This window comes from Collinsella aerofaciens (assembly GCF_028209625.1).
Classification (GTDB): Bacteria; Actinomycetota; Coriobacteriia; order Coriobacteriales; family Coriobacteriaceae; genus Collinsella; species Collinsella aerofaciens_AM.
In genome coordinates this window covers 1-16,942 of sequence record NZ_JAQLDU010000015.1, presented here as the reverse complement: position 1 = coordinate 16,942, position 16,942 = coordinate 1, and the positions used below count along the sequence as shown (strand labels likewise).

Below are 16,942 nucleotides of genomic sequence, written 5' to 3'. Positions count from 1 at the left end.
GAGGGAAATAACTATGACTGTTACGTTCGAAGGTTACGAGCGCCGCGCTGACAAGATCAACAAGTGCCTCGCCGACAACGGCATCGCCTCCCTCGAGGAAGCTCTGCAGATCTGCACCGACAAGGGCTTCAACCCGCGTGAGATCGTCAACAACACCCAGTCCATCGCCTTCCAGAACGCCGAGTGGGCCTACACCCTCGGTTGCGCTCTCGCTGTCAAGCGTGGCGCCAAGACCGCTTCTGAGGCTGCCGCCATCATCGGCGAGGGCATCCAGGCCTTCACCGTTCCCGGCTCCGTCGCCGAGGACCGCAAGGTCGGTCTGGGCCACGGCAACCTGGGCGCTATGCTGCTCTCCGACGACACCGAGTGCTTCGCCTTCCTGGCTGGCCACGAGTCCTTCGCTGCCGCTGAGGGTGCTATCGGCCTGGCTCTGAACGCCAACAAGGCTCGCAAGAAGCCGCTGCGCGTCATCCTCAACGGTCTGGGCAAGGACGCTGCTCAGATCATCGCCCGCATCAACGGCTTCACCTACGTGAAGACCCAGTTCGACTACTACACGGGCGAGCTCAAGGTCGTCGAGACCATCCCCTACTCCGATGGTCCCCGCGCTGCCGTTAACTGCTACGGCTCCGACGACGTCCGCGAGGGCGTTGCCATCATGTGGCACGAGAACGTCGACATCTCGATCACCGGTAACTCCACCAACCCCACGCGCTTCCAGCACCCCGTCGCTGGCACCTACAAGAAGGAGCGCCTCGAGGCTGGCAAGAAGTACTTCTCCGTCGCTTCTGGTGGCGGCACTGGCCGTACCCTGCACCCGGACAACATGGGCGCCGGCCCTGCCTCTTACGGCATGACCGACACCATGGGTCGCATGCACTCCGACGCCCAGTTCGCCGGTTCTTCCTCCGTGCCTGCGCACGTCGACATGATGGGTCTCATCGGCATGGGCAACAACCCCATGGTCGGTGCCACCGTCGCCTGCGCTGTCGCCGTCGAGGAGGCCCTCAAGGCCTAATCGCGCCCGCGCGATGCTCATATAGTTGAGCTTTGGAGCCGCTACCTTTCGAGGTAGCGGCTCTTTTTGTTTGCGCTGCTGCAGGGTGGCTAACGCCAATATATCAGTTGGGGCGATATACGAGATGTGATGAAATGGAGCATCAGAACGCCCATGACGCCCACCTGCCATATGTGCCCTTTACCGATTTGCCGAGTCTTTGCGGCCCCATTGCCGATCACCCGTGCGACAATGCGCCGGACGAGAAAGGAATCCGATGGAATCGACTGATGTACTGGTAATTGGATCTGGCATTGCGGGACTTTGCGCCGCCATCGAAGCGGCACGCACGGGTGCAACCGTCACTGTGGCAAGCGCCGGCAAGACTATGAGTGGATCGAGCTTCTTCCCCGGAACCTGGGGCCTGGGGCTTATCGGACCCGTTAACGAAGACGACGAACAAGACCTCATCGACACCATCCAGACCGTTGGTGGCGGCGTCGCCGACCCCGAGCTTGTCCAGACGTTTGTCCGCGGCATTCACCAGGCAATTACATGGCTCGAACGGGATCTGGGTGTTGAACTTCAACGCCCACAAAATGCCGAGAGCGCCCAGCAAAAGCAGTTTATCCCCTGCTTTGACCACAAGACGCGCATGTGGCGCGGCCTCACCCGCAAGCCCCTTGAGGACGCTCTGACGACCCGAATCGAGTCACTCGGCATTCGCCTGCTCCCCCGCTATGAGCTTATCGACCTTGTTGAGGACACGAACGGTAGAATAACCGGAACCGTGCTCTACGACCTCACCGAAAATCGAATCGTGCCCTTTGCTGCCAAGGCCACGATCATCGCAACCGGTGGCACAGGCGGCCTGTTCGAGCGCAGCCTTACGTCGGCTGATGTGCTCAGCTCCTCGCAGGCCATCGCGCTGGCGCACGGCGCAACACTTACTAATATAGAGTTCATGCAGATGATGCCCGGTTTCATCGAGCCCAAGCGCAACCTGGTCTTCAACGAGAAAACCTGGCGCTATGTACATGTAGACCAGCCGGTAGATATTGCCGACGACAAGCTGGACGACCTGCTTGAGCAACGCTCCGGATACGGTCCCTTCACTTCGCGCCTGGCTTCCAGCGCCATCGATCTCGTCATCGATCAGGCAGGTGTCGAAGGCCTGGCACTCCACTACGACTTTCCCCGCGAGGATGTCCCAGAGTTTGTGCAGACCTTTGCCACCTGGCTGCAAGACGAGCACGGCATCGCCCCGACTGACGAGATGCGCGTTGCGATGTATGCCCACGCCGCTAACGGCGGCATCAAGATCGATAAGACCGCGCAAACGGGCGTTGAGGGCCTCTACGCTTGCGGCGAGGCGACAGGCGGCATGCACGGCGCCGACCGCATTGGTGGCTTGTCAAGCGCCAACGGCATCGTGTTCGGGCGCATCGCAGGCGCATCGGCAGCCCAAGCAGCACAGAAAGAGCCCGAGACAGCCCTGAAGGCGGATATCGCCCTCCCCCAGTACGGCATAGCCGCAACAGATGCCGAACGCCTGACACACAGCCTAAGGCACACGATGAGCACCTATTGCATGATCAACAGGACCGAAACAGGCCTATCCGAGGCACTACACGAGCTTGAAAACATTCAAGATGATGCCACAGCTCTAAATAAGCCGCATGCCAACGACAGCGAAATCGCTGCGCTCGCCCGCATACAGTCGCAGATTCAACTAGCACAGGAAATGGTCAAAGCCATGCGCAACCGAACCGAAAGCCTGGGCTCGCACTATCGAGCGAATTAAACTGGACACCTATCTAAAGCAGAACACAACTAATCGATATCTATGGGCCCCGTGAGCTCGAAGTGGCACGGGGCCCATTCGTGTCCGCACGGCAGCGTATCCTTATTCCGAATACAGAGCGTGCAAAGCCTGCATAGACAATAGACCAGCGAGGAGGAGATATGGACAGTAGAGATATCGAGAAGTGGCGTGTCAAACTTGATAGCTACGCCAATGTGGAAGACGGCGTTGAGTATTGGCTCGCACGCGATTTAATGGAACCCATGGGATACACTCGATGGGAGAACTTCGCCGAAGTTGTTAAGAGGGCAAAAGTCTCGTGCGAAACAAATAAAACTCCAGTTGATTCCCATTTTCGTGACACCACGAAAATGGTAACTGCCGGTGTCGCCGCTCGTGCGGTTAAAGACTACAAGCTTACGCGCTATGCATGCTATTTAATCGCCCAGAACGGAGATTCAAACAAGCAAGAAATCGCGCTCGCACAGGCGTACTTCGCCGTGCAGACGCGCCGGTTTTACTGATCCCCAGGGTAGACTCGATCTGTGAAAGCGGCTGTGCCCTTTCGGGTTCGACCCCAAGCGAGGTCAACAAAAAAGACGGCCAACTTTCGTTGACCGTCTTAACTTGCTTTGGTGGGCCGTCAGGGGGTCAGCCTGCTTTGCAGGCGGCCGCTGCGGCGCTTCGCGCCTTGCGCGCTGCGCTGGTAAATGCTCACGCATTTCCTCAGCTCCGCGCCCCGACGGGTTCGACCCCATGAAAGGTCAACAAAAAAAGACGGCCAACCTTCGTTGACCGTCTTAATCATCTTTGGGTGGGCCGTCAGGGGGTCGAACCCTGGACCTTGGGATTAAGAGTCCCCTGCTCTACCAACTGAGCTAACGACCCAAAGCTAAAGTCCGTCGTAGCGGACTTTAGAGGAGATATCGTGTGGTGGGCCGTCAGGGGGTCGAACCCTGGACCTTGGGATTAAGAGTCCCCTGCTCTACCAACTGAGCTAACGACCCGATATCAACACGAAGCAAGAACTGGGGTGGGTAAAGGGACTCGAACCCTCGACCTACGGGACCACAACCCGTCGCTCTAGCCAACTGAGCTACACCCACCGTGTCCTGTGCGCTTCGCGCTCGACTATTATTGCAAGGAACGCCACGCGATGCAAGCCCCAATTTTCAAGAATTTTGAAAAGAGTTTTTCGAGACCATTTCGAGCAATTCCCACCGGTTTCATAGGAGTAAACTTGCCCCACTGCAAATGCTCGAAAGGACAAGCATGAAAGAACTCTCCAACCGTACGGCAACGTTTACCGATTCGGTCATCCGCCGCATGACGCGCATCTCCAATAAGTATGGCGCCGTCAACCTGTCGCAGGGCTTCCCCGACTTCGATCCCCCGGCGCAGCTGCTCAACAGCCTGAGCGCCATCGCCAGCGACCCCAAGCCGCTCTATCACCAGTACTCCATCACCTGGGGCTCCCAGGCCATGCGTGAGGCGCTTGCCGCCAAGCAGGAGCACTTTATGGGCATGCCGATCAACCCCAACGAGAACATCGTGGTCACCTGCGGCTCCACCGAGGCCATGATGGCCGCCATGATGACGGTCACGAACCCCGGCGACAAGGTCGTCATCTTCTCGCCATTCTACGAGAACTACGGCGCCGACACGATCCTTTCGGGTGCGGAGCCTATCTACGTGCCGCTCAACCCGCCCACCTTTGACTTTGACCGTGAGGTCCTGGAGGCGGCCTTCCGCGACAACGATCCCAAGGCGATCGTTCTATGCAACCCGTCCAACCCCTGCGGCAAGGTCTTTACCCGCGAGGAGCTCACCCTTGTCGCCGACCTGTGCAAAAAGCATGACGCCTACTGCATCACCGACGAGGTCTACGAGCACATCGTCTACGCGCCCCACGAGCACGTGTACATGGCCACGCTGCCCGGCATGTTTGAGCGCACCATCAGCTGCAGCTCGCTATCCAAGACCTACTCCATCACCGGCTGGCGCCTGGGCTACACCATCGCTCCTGCCGAAATCACCGAGCGCATCAAAAAGGTTCACGACTTCCTCACCGTGGGCGCCGCCGCTCCCCTGCAAGAGGCCGTCGTCACCGCCCTCAACTTCGACGACAGCTATTACCAGGAGGTCCTCGACCTCTACACCGCCAAGCGCGACCTATTCTGTCAGGGACTCGACAGCATCGGACTCACGCACAACGTGCCGCAGGGCGCCTACTACGTGATGATGGATATCTCGGAGTTTGGCTATAACAGCGACCTCGACTTCTGCGAGGATTTGGCCTCCAAGGTGGGCGTGGGCGCCGTGCCCGGCTCGAGCTTCTTCCGCGAGCCCGTCAACCATCTGATTCGTTTCCACTTTGCCAAACGAGACGAGACGCTTAACGCGGCACTGGAGAACCTCAAGTCTCTGCGTGATAAAATCGAACCGCGCGGGTAAGGACGGTCAGTAACTAAAGGCACTAAAGAAACCTCGTGAACCCGTTGGGCCACGAGGTTTCTTTTTATAGCGACCTCATTTATTTTTTTGAGCGCTATACTTTAGTCACGGAGCAACTCGTCCCAGAGAGGAATACTATGGCAGAGCAGCTTATCGGAGCGCTCGAGGCCGGCGGCACCAAGATGGTCTGCGCCACGGGCTATGCAAACGGTATGGTCCTGGAGTGCGAGCAGATCGCGACCACGACCCCGCAGGAGACCGTCGAGGCCGTCAACGCATGGTTTGCGAACAAGGGCATCGCCGCGCTGGGCATCGGCGCCTTTGGCCCCACCGCAGTCAACCCCGCCTCGCCCCAATACGGCAAGATCCTGGAGACGCCCAAAACGGCATGGCGCTACTTTGACCTGCTGGGCACCATCCAAAACGAGCTCAATATTCCCTGCGGCTACGACACCGACGTCAACGTCGCCTGCCTGGGCGAGGTCACCTTTGGTTGCGCCCAGGGCCTCACTGACGTGGTGTATCTGACCATCGGTACCGGCGTGGGCGCTGGCGTGCTCTCGGGCGGTAAGCTCGTGCACGGCATGATGCATCCCGAGGCCGGTCACATCCTGGTCACGCGCGACCCGCGCGACACCATTGGCGAGCACAGCGCCTGCCCCTTCCACGACAACTGCCTCGAGGGCCTCATCGCCGGCCCCGGCGTTAAAAGGCGCTGGGATGGCAAGAGCGCCGGAGACATGGCCGATGACCCGGAGGCCATGGATCTGCTCGCCGGCTATCTGGCGCAGGCGCTCATGACCTTCATCCTGTGCTATGCGCCGCAGAAGATCGTCATCGGCGGCGGCGTGGCCGACCACACCCCCATCGTGCCGCTCGCGCGCAAGAAGTGCGCCGAGATGCTCAACGGCTATATCGTCACGCCCGAGGTCAACGACATCGATACCTACATCGTCAACAACAGCCTCGAGGGCAAGCAGGGCATCATGGGCTGCCTGGCCCTAGGCGCACAGGCGCTTCAGTAACAGACGCACCCACAGGGCGTGGCGCACCCGGCAAATCCGACCTATGGAACGACGCCGCCACACCTCATATAAGCCCTCCAATAAAAAAGGCCGCCTAGGACCAAACAATGCGTCCTTAGGCGGCCTTTTTGGCGCACATCAGCGACCGTAAGAGATATCGGAGCACAACGCCCGTTGCCGCTCCACAGCAGTCGATCATCACATCAGTGATCATGCCGGCGCGTCCCGGCACAAAGAGCTGAATCGTCTCGTCGATCGAGGGAATCAGCAGCAGAAACACTGCCGTGGGCAGCAGCACGTCAAAGGTGCGTCGGCCCTCAAAATCAAAGGCGTGCGTTGCCAGGATGCCGAGCACCAAATACTCGGTAAAATGCGCGCACTTACGAACAACAAAGTTGGTCACCCATTCATATGGAAGTCCCACGCCGTGCAGGAAACCGCGGATAGCTTCCATGACCGTTAGGCTCAGTGAGCCCGACCCCGAGCCGGGAACCAGCGAATTGCCCCAGATCAAGAGCGCCATCAGGCAGGTTACGACCGCCCATTTTCGATTGATCTTAACCATGCAGAAGTTATGCCTCCGCACGGAGCGGCGCGAAGCTGGCGGTACCGCCCTCGATAACGCTCAGATAAGCACGGCCCGTACGCTTGGCGGTAGAGGACTGAAGACGCTCGATCTCTTCCTCGAGGATCTGATTGACGCGCTCGTGACGACGATTTTCCATAATGCCGGCGGCAATAGCCTCGGCCCGCTCGATGCTCTCACGCGAGATACGGGCAGTATCCTCGGGGAACACAGCGCTGTGACGGCCGACATAGGCGGGGGCAGCAGGCTGAGGGGCAGCGACGGGAGCGGGGGCTGAAACAGGAGCAGGCTCGTCAATCTCATCCAGAATCGCGGTGGCGGCGGCCCACATACCCTCGTGGCCCGAGTAATCGGCCATGGGGACATCAACCTCGAGCGAGGCGTCCGGAAGGTCGCCGGTGTCGATGCGATCTTGGGCATCAATCGATGCGGTGATGGCTGCAGGCTCATCGAGGTCATCGAGATCGATGCCCGCGGCACCGGAGATGATAGGCATGCTGGCGAGGTTTGCATTGTACGGCGCAGCCTCAGCCGCCTGCTGCTGGGCAGGAGCGCCCCAAAGCGAGCTTTCGGCGGCACGGCGGGCGGCAACAGCCTCCTCGTCCGCGGTCATGGCTTCATCAACGTACGAATTATCGGCAGAAGCATTCGCGTCCGCCGAGGTAGCGCTGTAGGCGTTATTGACCGCCGCATTGGCAACGAGTGCCACGAAAGCCGCCGTGCTGCCCGCAGGGGCGGCCTGGGAGCCCGACACGGCGCGTGCCGCGGCGGCGATATCATCGCGATTGAAGGAGCCGGTCTGCCCGCCGTTGGTGAGCTCGTCGATGGCGACTTGATAGACGTCGCGCGAGCGTGCAGGGTCGCAGCTCACCGGCGAATCGTCGTCGAGCATGCTGTCGATCATGGACCAAGCCTCGGCCTCGTCCATAGCATCTGCGGCTCGAGCGATGGTAGGGACACCATCATCGGCATGACGGCGCTGGAACGCACCAGTCAGGCCGGAAAGGAATGCCGAGGTAGACTGCTCCGACTGAGCCTGAGAAGCAGAAGCCGCAGCGTACGGAATCGCATCCTGCTGCTGAGCTGGAATCGAGGCGGTCTTGAACTCGCTTTGATGCTGATTGAGATTGGCGGCACCGCCCATGGCATCGGGCTGGAACAGACGCTCTTCACGCTGCGCACGATACTCGGAGATACCCAGCGAGGCGGCATAGATACCCACGCCCGCCACCGCGCCCACGGCGAAGGGAACTGCACCCGCCACGACCGTCTCGTTCACCGACGAAAACGGCAGCGTCGCGGCATACATAACCACGGGAGCGGCAAGGCCGATCCCGCACGAAAGTCCGGCAAGGACTGCTCGTTGTGTTGCATCAGAAGAAGCCATGAGCTCTCCCCATCTTCCAGCACCCAAATCGCATCATTCAGTTGGCTGCGCGAGAGAAGATGAAGCGGGGCTATGCCCCAAAGCAACGGTATATGGTTCGTTTCATCTGCGTTTTCCGTCGCGAAGCTTAAAAGCTATTATGCGAAACCGCCCTGCCGATTGCAAGCGACGATGTAGGATTGAAACGGGAAACCTGCTGCTCGTCGGTCTTACGGTCAAAAATAAGCGCGGAGCGGCGCTATGGAAAAGGGCCGAGGCTCAAAGCCCCGACCCTTTATCACATTGATGACTATCGCTGCGTGTGGATGACAACCTAGAACGTCTGTTCGTAGTCGCTGTGTTTTTTGGCCGAACGCACCAGGAACTCCTGGTTGGTGTTGGTGCCCTTAAGACCCTTGATAAACGATGCGGCTGCGCGCTCGGTGTTGTTCATGCCGGCAAGAATGCGACGCAGACCAAAGACAAACGGACGCATCTGCTCGTCGACCAACAGGTCCTCGTTACGCGTACCGGAGGCAACGGGGTCGACAGCCGGGAAGATGCGGCGGTCGGCCAGGTCGCGGTCGAGCTTAAGCTCCATGTTGCCGGTGCCCTTGAACTCCTCAAAGATGACTTCGTCCATCTTGGAACCGGTGTCGATGAGGGCAGAGGCCAGGATGGTGAGCGAGCCGCCGTTCTCGATATTGCGGGCTGCACCCAGGAAGCGCTTGGGCGGATACAGTGCAGCCGAATCGACGCCGCCCGAAAGGATGCGGCCCGAGGCGGGCGCCGCCAGGTTGTAAGCGCGGGCGAGGCGCGTGATGGAGTCGAGCACCACCACGACGTCGCCACCCAGCTCTACGATGCGCTTGGCGCGCTCGATGACGAGCTCGGCCACGCGGGTGTGGTTGTCGGCAGGCATATCGAAGGTCGAGGCCACAACCTCACCCTTGATGGAACGCTGCATATCGGTGACCTCTTCGGGACGCTCGTCGACGAGCAGGCAGATGAGGTGCACCTCGGGGTTGTTAATCGAGATGGACTGGCAGATCTTCTTGAGGATCGTGGTTTTGCCGGCCTTGGGCGGGGACACGATCAGGCCGCGCTGGCCCTTGCCGATCGGCGACACGATGTCGATGGCGCGACCGGTGATGGAATCCTTGCCGTGCTCCATGCGCAGCGGCTCGTTGGGATAGACCGGGGTGAGGTCGCCGAACTTGGGACGGTTGCGAATCTGCTCGGGGTCCAGACCGTTGACGGTCGTGATTTTGGCGAGGCCGGCGCGCTTGTCGCCGCCGCGCGAAGGACGCAGCGAGCCCTCGATGACGTCGCCCGTGCGCAGGCGCGCGGAGCGGATGAGGTAGGCGGGCACGAAGGCGTCGTCGTTGGACTTCATGTAGCCATGGGCGTGGATGATGCCGGAGCTGTCCGGGCGAATCTGCAGAATGCCCTTGATGTCGCGGAAGCCCTCGGCCTTCGCAGCGGTGACGTAGATTTCCTCGACGAGCTCGGCCTTCTTCTTGCCGGTCGTCTCGATCTCGAACTCCTTAGCCTTCTCGCGCAGCTCAGCGACCTTCATGGCCGCGAGTTCCTCGCGCGAAAGCGTGGGCTCGGTGGGAGCGGCATTACGCTCCTTGTTGCGCTGTTTGCGATCGCGCTGGCGGTTGCGACGGTCGTTGTTGCGGTCGTCCTTACGCTCGTTGCGCTCGTCGTTGCGCTTGTGCTGGCGACGGTTGGGACGAGTGCCGTCTTCGCCCTCAGCGGGGGCGGCACCATCGGTTGCGGCGGTGCCAACATTGGCCGCGGCGGCGTCATTGGCCTCGGCGCCAGAATCAACCTGCGCTTCGACATCCTGCTGCTCGGACGCCTTGGCCTTAACGGACTTCTTACGACCGCGCTTGGGCTTCTCGGACGCAGGCTGTTCGACGTCCTGGGCCTTGGCGACATCAGTCGACGCATCGGCGGTCGTCTCGGCAGAATCCTCGGACGCACCCTTCTTGGCAGCCTTGGCCTTTGACGTGCGCTTAGCAGCAGTACGACGGCTGCGACCGGGACGGACGTCGGCGGGCTCGGCATCGGCGGGAGCGGCCTCGGAAGTCGTAGCATCCTGGACGGGTGCATCGGCAGCGGTTGCAGACTCGGCGGTCGCCGCAGCATCCCGAGCGGCGGCGGCTGCTGCTGCGGCCTTCTCTGCCTCGACAAAGGCCTTGGGCTTGCGACCGCGACGGTGCGGGCGCAAAGCCGGATCGACAACGGGAACTTCGTTGGCCTCGACAGGCGCAGCGGGCTCAACAGGCAATGTGCCCTCCCCTGCCGCGGAACGGACCGAAGCCTCAGTGAGCTCGGGGGCTACCTGTTCCGCAACTTGCTCGGCCTTAGCAGCCGTGCGGCGGCGTGTGCGCGGTGCCGGCTTCTCGGTCGGCAGGTCGGCGGCAGGGGTCTCGATGGCGGCAGGCGTCTCGGGCACAGACGGAGCTGCAAGCTCGGTCTGTGCCGCGGCCTCGCGCTCGGCAGCACGACGGCGGGCGCGCACCACCTGAGCCTCGCTAATCTGCGCCAACGCACGTGCCTGCGCGACCTCATCGGAAATTGGAGCCGAGGAGTCAGCTGCAACGGTGCGCTTGGCGCGCGTCGTGCGCGTGGTACGGCGCTTGGGCTTGGTGACCTCCTCGCCGTCAGCGGCAGGCTTGGCCGTGCGGCGCGCGAGCTTGGGCTTTGCCGGAGCAGCCTCCTCACCAGTTGCAGGCGCAGGCGTCGAAGCAGCCTTAGGCGTCTCGGGAGCCGAGGCTTGCGCGGGCGCCGCGACCTGGTCCGACGCAACCGGTGCAGCGGGAGCGGCTTGCGTCGTCGTTATTTCGTTTTCTTGCTGTTGATCAGACACAGTGTTTGCTCAACTTTCTTTTCAAGCCCTGTGATCACATGCTCCCTGCATAAACCTTCAGGGCGGCTAAACAGTCTAGTTCCGTTCAAAACGACGGACATCATTGATCTGTATCGAGATGATTGCGTCATATACGCAGCGTTAGTGTAACACAACCGCAACCACCTGCAACTTAGTCATTGGACGTTCTTAAACGCCCAGTCATCAGGGACACTCCTCCTCAAAAGCGCCTTGAAATGTCACGCCAGAGGAGTGAAGCCGTGGCACCCGGAATAGCCGCGCCACAAATCGCGCCCATCTACTACGTTTGCACCCGAGCCCCTGACCATACCCTTGTTTTTTCAAAAACAACGAGTCTGCTACCTGCGGTTTTAATATCGTACTTTTCGGCATGGTTCGGGATATGCGTCCAAACGTAGGAGATGAGCCCAATTCGTGGCGGACGGTATCCCGCCACCCCTCCGCGAGACAAAAATGATCCATTTTCCTCCGTCCCCAAGGGACAATTTTCAAAACTACGCCGGATTACGGGGCCAGAATGCTGCAAGCCAACCATGCCCTGCATTTTCTAGAAACAATAAGCCATCTACCTGCGGGTTTAATTTTGCCATTGGCACCATGGTCGCCAGTTGGCGATTCAGCCCCGTAAACCGGTATAGTTGCGATTTGGTAGCATTTCCCAGCAAACCAAATAGTCTCACCAAACGCAAAAAGCCCGACCTCCATATGAACTGCGTCCCAAATCTTGGACGCCCTAAATAGCGACTAGGCCGCGAGGGCCTGATTCCGGAACTCCTCCGGGGTCAGGCCCTTCAATCTTACCTGCCTCCGGCTCGTGTTCCAGTGGACTATGTATTCCTCCGGGTCGCGTTTGAAATCCTCGAACGTCTCCCACTCGCGGCCCCGGTAGAACTCGTCCTTGACGTGGCCGAAGAGCTGCTCGGTGGCGGCGTTGTCGATGCAGTTCGCCTTCCTGGACATGCTCTGGACGATGCCGGCGGCCTCGAGCCTGGATGTGTACGAGGCGTGCTGGTACTGCCAGCCCCGGTCCGAGTGCATGGTCGGGGCGGCGCCCTCGGGGATCTTGGACAGCAGCTCGTCGAGCATCCTGACCTGCTGGGCCATGTCGGGCGTGGTCGATATGTCGCTCGCCACGATCTCCTTGGTGCAGAAGTCCAGCGTCGGGGCCCAGTAGGCCTTGCCGCCCGCCACCTTGAACTCGGTGACGTCCGTTCCCAGCTTCCGCCACGGGGCCCCGGCGTCGAAATCCCTCGCGATCACGTTCTCGAACGTCCTGCCGACGACGCCCCTGTACGAGTTGTACCTGTGGTAGGCCGTCTCGCGTCTGATACCGCAGCGAATCCCCATCTCGCGCATCATCTTGAGCACGGTCTTGTCGGCTATCACGGCCCCCTCTTCCGCCCTGAGGCACATCGCTATCTGCCGGTGCCCGCAGCCGTTGGCGGTGCGCGAGAAGATCTCGGCGGCCGCCTCCCGGAGCTCGGGGCGCGTGGGCCTCGGCGGGTGCGCGAGGGCGTAGTAGTAGGTCGACCGCTTGAGCTCGGCGCATGCGAGCAGGTGCCCGAGCGCGTGCCCCTCGGCGCGCAGGGCCGCGACCGCTTCGGCCTTCGCCCTGGTCAGAGCCCGTCCCTCTCGACCAGGGCGCGTAATTTTTTTAGGTAGGCCACCTCGGCCTCGAGCCTACGGCACCGCTCCTCGAGCTCCTCCTCGCGGGTCCGCGGCCTCGCCTTGGAACCCTTCGGCCGGCCCTTGGGCCTCGGGCGCAGGGCCTCCGCGCCGCCCCGGCGGTATAGCGCGCACCACTTCTTGAGCGGCGACATCGACATTATGCCGAACGCCGCCATCGCCTCGGTCTTCGTCATGCCGCCGTCGACGACGGCGGAGGCGGCGGCGACCTTCTGCTCGTATGTGTACCTGCCCTGCTTTCCGTCCATGCGCAGCAGCACCTCGCTCCCGAATGCGCGGTATATCTCCTGCCATCTTCTCACGGCTTCCACGGGAAGCGAAAGGGCAATCGCGGCAGATTTATACCCGTGCCCGAGCTCGAAGAGCCCTATGGCCGCCTTCCTGGCCTCGATATCATGCTTCACTCTCAAATCAACGCGCATAAAGAAAGCCTCCCATTTCTCATGTCCAAGAAATGGGAGGCAGTTCAATATGGGAGATCGGGCTTTCAAGGCTCAGTTAAACCAAACCTGCGCGGTCAAATGACCCGTAGCTTACATCTGCTCGGGAGCGGAGACACCAACGAGGGTGAGCACCAGGGCGAGCGTCACGCGGACAGCGTCGCAAGCTGCCAGACGGGCGCGCGAAAGCTCGGGGTCGACGGGACGGCCCTCGCTCGGCAGAACCTGGCAGGCAGCGTAGAAGCTGTGGAAGTCGCCGGCGAGCTCCTCGGCAAAGTGGGTCAGACGGAACGGAGCGCGATCGCGAGCACAGCTGGCGATCAGGTCGGTGAGCTCGTTGAGCTTGCGCGAAAGGGCGAGCTCGGTCGGGTCGGTCAGCAGCGAGTAATCGACGTTCTCACCGATGGCCTTGGCGGCAACGGCCTTCATGCCCATCTCGTCGGCCTGCTCGGCGGTAACGTCGGCGGCACGGCGCAGGATGGAGCACACGCGGGCGTGAGCATACTGCACGTAATAGACCGGGTTGGAGTTGTCGCGCTTCTTAACGGCCTCGATGTCGAAGTCGACCATCTGGTTGGAGCTCTTGGAGATGAGCGTGTAGCGAGCGGCATCGGAGCCGACCTCGTCGACGAGCTCCTGCAGGGTCACCATGGTGCCCTTGCGCTTGGACATACGGACGGGCTTGCCGTTACGCAGCAGGTTGACGAGCTGGCCCAGCAGAACCTCAAACTTGCCGGGGTAACCCAGAGCGTCGCAGACGCAGCGTACGCGCTCGATGTAACCGTGGTGGTCGGCGCCCCAGATGTCGATGACGTGATCGACGCGCTGGAACTTATCCCAGTGATAGGCGACGTCGGAGGCGAAGTAGGTGTACTCGCCGTCGGACTTGATCAGGACGCGGTCCTTGTCGTCGCCCAGATCGGTGGAGCGGAACCACAGGGCGCCGTCCTTGGTGTAGAGGTAGCCCATCTTGTCGAGCTTCTCAAAAGCGCGGTCGACGGCGGAGGTGCCGGCGGTCTCGCCCTCGGTGTCCTTCACATACAGCGAGCGCTCGGAGTACCAACGATCGAAGTCGCAGTTGACGGCGTGGCAGAGGTCGCGCATGTTATCGACCATCTTTACATAGCCGCGCTCGCGGAAGCTCTCCATGCGCTCCTGAGGATCGGCGTTGACCCACTTATCGCCGTCGGTGCGCCAGAACTCGGCGGCCTCGTCGATGATGTAGTCGCCGCCGTAAGAGTCCTTGCCCAAGGTCTCGGCAAAGTTGTCCTGATACGGATGGGTCTCGGGGTGCTCGTCGTTCTCGTCGGCAACAAAGGCGTCACGGTCGGCGATCAGCAGCTTGTGAGCCTCGTCGATATCAACGCCCTGCTTGGCGATGATGTCGGCAAGCTGCATATAGCGCGTGCTGATGGAGTTGCCGAAGGTGTTCATCTGAGAGCCGTGGTCATTGATGTAGAACTCACGCTGGATCTCATAGCCGGCGTGGTCCATAACGCGGCAGAGCGAATCGCCCAGCGCGGCCCAGCGGCCGTGGCCGATGTGCATGGGGCCGACGGGGTTGGCGGAAACGAACTCGACCTGGGTCTTCAGGCCACCACCGACGTTGGACTTAGCGAAGTCCATGCCCTTCTCGCGAGCCTCGCCAAAGATGGCATTCTTGACGGCAACGGAGAGGTAGAAGTTGATGAAACCGGGGCCTGCGATCTCAACCTTCTCGATCGCGGGATCCTCGGGCATATGGGCAACGATGGCCTCGGCGATCTTGCGCGGGGCGCAGTGGGCCAGCTTGGCGGACTTCAGGGCCATGGTAGAGGTCCACTCGCCATGAGAAGTGTCAGCCGGTCGCTCGATAGCGCAATCGTCAAGTTCAAATGCGGAAAGGTCGCCGGCCTCCTGGGCCGCAGCAAGCGCAGCGCGTACCAGCTCTTCAATCTTCTCGGGCATAGATCCTCCTTGTGTTAAAGCCCCCGAGCTCTTGGTCACTCGTAGGGCAAAAGCCAGAGTTTGTAGCACTCTATCACAAGCGAGGGGCACTGTCGCAGGGTAAAGCCAATCGAAATTGCATATGCACAAAATTGACTACAGCTTGTATGGAGTCACTCAAAGATGCCGGTCTGCCTGCAGATTATGCACGCGTTGAAAATGCATAAAGGTGTGAATGAGCTGTGTCTTTTATCGAATACTCTTACCTATCAGAGTTGTGTGCTTTTCCTGCATAAAGCGAGGATTTGCGCACGTCAGCGTGTTATTCTAGACATACGTAAATTCGTATAAGTTGGAGGTAGCATGTTCTCAATCGGTCAACACGTCATTCATCCGGGTCAGGGAGTCTGCACCGTCGTCGGTTTTAGGGACGACACGCCGCAGCCCATGTTGTTGCTCGAGGCCAAGCAGGGGCATGCGCAGACGATCCTTATGTACCCCGTGGCGCAGGCCGACCGTCTGCATGCCGCCATCTCTCAGCAAGATGCCGAGCATCTGCTGAGCCACTATGACGAGCTGGAGTGCGACACCTTTACCGAGCGCAACAGCTCGCTTGAAGAGACACACTTTAAGCAGCAGCTCAAGCTGGGCGCGCCCGAGACGGTCCGCGTGGCAAAGACCATGATGCACCGCATTCGCCAGGCCGAGGAAGCCGATAAAAAGCCCAGCTCTTACTATATGCGTGTACTCAAGGAAGCCAAGCGCCGCTCCATCGAGGAGTTCGCCGTGGCATTGGGCGTCACCGAGGAGGCCGCCGAAGCCCGCCTAGCCCAAGCCGCCCTCAACTAACCCATCCGCGCCAAAAACCACCACAAAGGGGACAGGCACCTTTGTGGTGGTTTTTTCGTTCTAGTCGTTCTAGTAGTATTCATTCTTAGCGATACCTGCGAGCACAAGGAGTCTTTTATGGCAGAGCCACTTTCCGCCGGAATCACCCGCGACCGTGCGTTCGAATTGCTCAACGAGCACAATAAGGACCCGTTCCACATCACCCACGGCGAAACGGTCGAGGGCACCATGCGCTACTTTGCGCGCGAGTTCGACCCCGAGAACGAGGAGTTTTGGGGCATCGTCGGTCTGCTGCACGACCTAGATTGGGAGGAGCATGAGGACGACCCCATGAACCACACCATCTATGCGGCCGAGATCCTTGAAGGCGAGGGCGCCTCTCCCGATCTCATTCGCGCCATTCAGACGCACACGTCGGACTTCAACACCTCGCTGCCCAAGCCCGAGCTGCAGATGGAAAAGATCCTGTTTGCCTGCGACGAGCTCACCGGCTTGATCGGTGCTGCCGTCATCATGCGTCCGAGTAAGAGCGTCATGGACTTTACGACCAAGTCGCTCAAGAAAAAGTTCAAGGACAAGCGCTTTGCCGCCGGCTGCTCGCGCGACGTGATTACGCAGGGTGCCGAGATGCTGGGCTGGGAGCTCCCCGAGCTCTTTGACCGCACCATAGCGGCCATGCAGTCCTTCGCCCCCGACCGCGATACCTTCCAGGCCTAACCGCCCACGCCACCTAAAACCGCCACAAAGGGGACAGTGAACTGCCTCCCATTTCTTGGACATCGGGAAATGGGAGGTTTTCCATGAGTATAGACCTCAGGGTGAAGCACGACCTGGAGTCCAGGAGGCGGGCCGTCGAGCTCTTCGACGCCGGCGTCGGCTGCAAGCCGGCGGCCGAGGCCCTGTCCGT

The 16,942-nt window shown here is 60.6% G+C and carries 13 protein-coding genes and 3 tRNA genes; 7 read left to right on the top strand and 9 right to left on the bottom strand.

The window, feature by feature from the left end; genetic code table 11:
- Positions 1-13 precede the first annotated feature (13 nt).
- The 3 genes from PMW70_RS08005 to PMW70_RS07995 all read left to right on the top strand — a co-directional run bounded on the left by PMW70_RS08005 (position 14) and on the right by PMW70_RS07995 (position 3,325).
- Complete coding sequence (locus PMW70_RS08005) at positions 14-1,018, top strand: GGGtGRT protein (protein WP_055252290.1); 1,005 nt, start codon at positions 14-16, stop codon at positions 1,016-1,018.
- Positions 1,019-1,274: 256 nt separating this feature from the next.
- Positions 1,275-2,801, top strand: coding sequence for an FAD-binding protein (locus tag PMW70_RS08000; RefSeq protein WP_271744517.1), 1,527 nt, complete (start codon positions 1,275-1,277; stop codon positions 2,799-2,801).
- Between the two features lie 161 nt (positions 2,802-2,962).
- Positions 2,963-3,325, top strand: a complete 363-nt coding sequence (locus tag PMW70_RS07995) for a BRO family protein (protein ID WP_271744515.1) — start codon at positions 2,963-2,965, stop codon at positions 3,323-3,325.
- 291 nt (positions 3,326-3,616) lie between these two features.
- Here PMW70_RS07995 and PMW70_RS07990 read toward each other — a convergent pair.
- The 3 genes from PMW70_RS07990 to PMW70_RS07980 all read right to left on the bottom strand — a co-directional run bounded on the left by PMW70_RS07990 (position 3,617) and on the right by PMW70_RS07980 (position 3,907).
- Positions 3,617-3,689, bottom strand: a tRNA-Lys gene (locus PMW70_RS07990).
- A gap of 43 nt (positions 3,690-3,732) precedes the next feature.
- Positions 3,733-3,808, bottom strand: a tRNA-Lys gene (locus PMW70_RS07985).
- A 22-nt stretch (positions 3,809-3,830) separates the two neighbouring features.
- Positions 3,831-3,907 (bottom strand) — tRNA-His (locus tag PMW70_RS07980).
- Between the two features lie 166 nt (positions 3,908-4,073).
- Between PMW70_RS07980 and PMW70_RS07975 the strand changes: the two genes are divergently transcribed.
- Both PMW70_RS07975 and PMW70_RS07970 read left to right on the top strand, forming a co-directional pair.
- Positions 4,074-5,255: a pyridoxal phosphate-dependent aminotransferase gene (locus tag PMW70_RS07975; protein WP_271744513.1), complete on the top strand. Its 1,182-nt coding sequence runs from the start codon at positions 4,074-4,076 to the stop codon at positions 5,253-5,255.
- 137 nt (positions 5,256-5,392) lie between these two features.
- The gene (locus PMW70_RS07970; protein WP_271744511.1) at positions 5,393-6,280 is read left to right on the top strand and encodes an ROK family protein; all 888 of its coding nucleotides are present in this window, start codon (positions 5,393-5,395) and stop codon (positions 6,278-6,280) included.
- 115 nt (positions 6,281-6,395) lie between these two features.
- On the opposite strand, the gene PMW70_RS07965 is transcribed toward PMW70_RS07970, so the two are convergent.
- The 6 genes from PMW70_RS07965 to argS form a co-directional block, all read right to left on the bottom strand.
- Positions 6,396-6,845, bottom strand: coding sequence for a VanZ family protein (locus PMW70_RS07965; protein ID WP_117583742.1), 450 nt, complete (start codon positions 6,843-6,845; stop codon positions 6,396-6,398).
- 7 nt (positions 6,846-6,852) lie between these two features.
- Entirely contained in the window at positions 6,853-8,253 is a 1,401-nt protein-coding gene (locus PMW70_RS07960; protein WP_117583743.1) for a hypothetical protein, read from the bottom strand.
- A gap of 313 nt (positions 8,254-8,566) precedes the next feature.
- Complete coding sequence (rho, locus tag PMW70_RS07955; RefSeq protein WP_271744510.1) at positions 8,567-11,113, bottom strand: transcription termination factor Rho; 2,547 nt, start codon at positions 11,111-11,113, stop codon at positions 8,567-8,569.
- A gap of 765 nt (positions 11,114-11,878) precedes the next feature.
- Positions 11,879-12,721: an IS3 family transposase gene (locus tag PMW70_RS07950; protein ID WP_271744557.1), complete on the bottom strand. Its 843-nt coding sequence runs from the start codon at positions 12,719-12,721 to the stop codon at positions 11,879-11,881.
- A 29-nt stretch (positions 12,722-12,750) separates the two neighbouring features.
- Positions 12,751-13,242, bottom strand: a complete 492-nt coding sequence (locus PMW70_RS07945; RefSeq protein ID WP_117736974.1) for a helix-turn-helix domain-containing protein — start codon at positions 13,240-13,242, stop codon at positions 12,751-12,753.
- A gap of 111 nt (positions 13,243-13,353) precedes the next feature.
- The gene (argS, locus tag PMW70_RS07940; RefSeq protein WP_117563961.1) at positions 13,354-15,207 is read right to left on the bottom strand and encodes an arginine--tRNA ligase; all 1,854 of its coding nucleotides are present in this window, start codon (positions 15,205-15,207) and stop codon (positions 13,354-13,356) included.
- A 342-nt stretch (positions 15,208-15,549) separates the two neighbouring features.
- On the opposite strand from argS, the gene PMW70_RS07935 reads away from it, so the two are divergent.
- Positions 15,550-16,035 (top strand): CarD family transcriptional regulator, encoded by a 486-nt coding sequence (locus PMW70_RS07935; protein WP_089572030.1) that lies wholly within the window; start codon positions 15,550-15,552, stop codon positions 16,033-16,035.
- Positions 16,036-16,152: 117 nt separating this feature from the next.
- Positions 16,153-16,752 (top strand): HD domain-containing protein, encoded by a 600-nt coding sequence (locus tag PMW70_RS07930; protein ID WP_055252329.1) that lies wholly within the window; start codon positions 16,153-16,155, stop codon positions 16,750-16,752.
- Positions 16,753-16,942 lie beyond the last annotated feature (190 nt).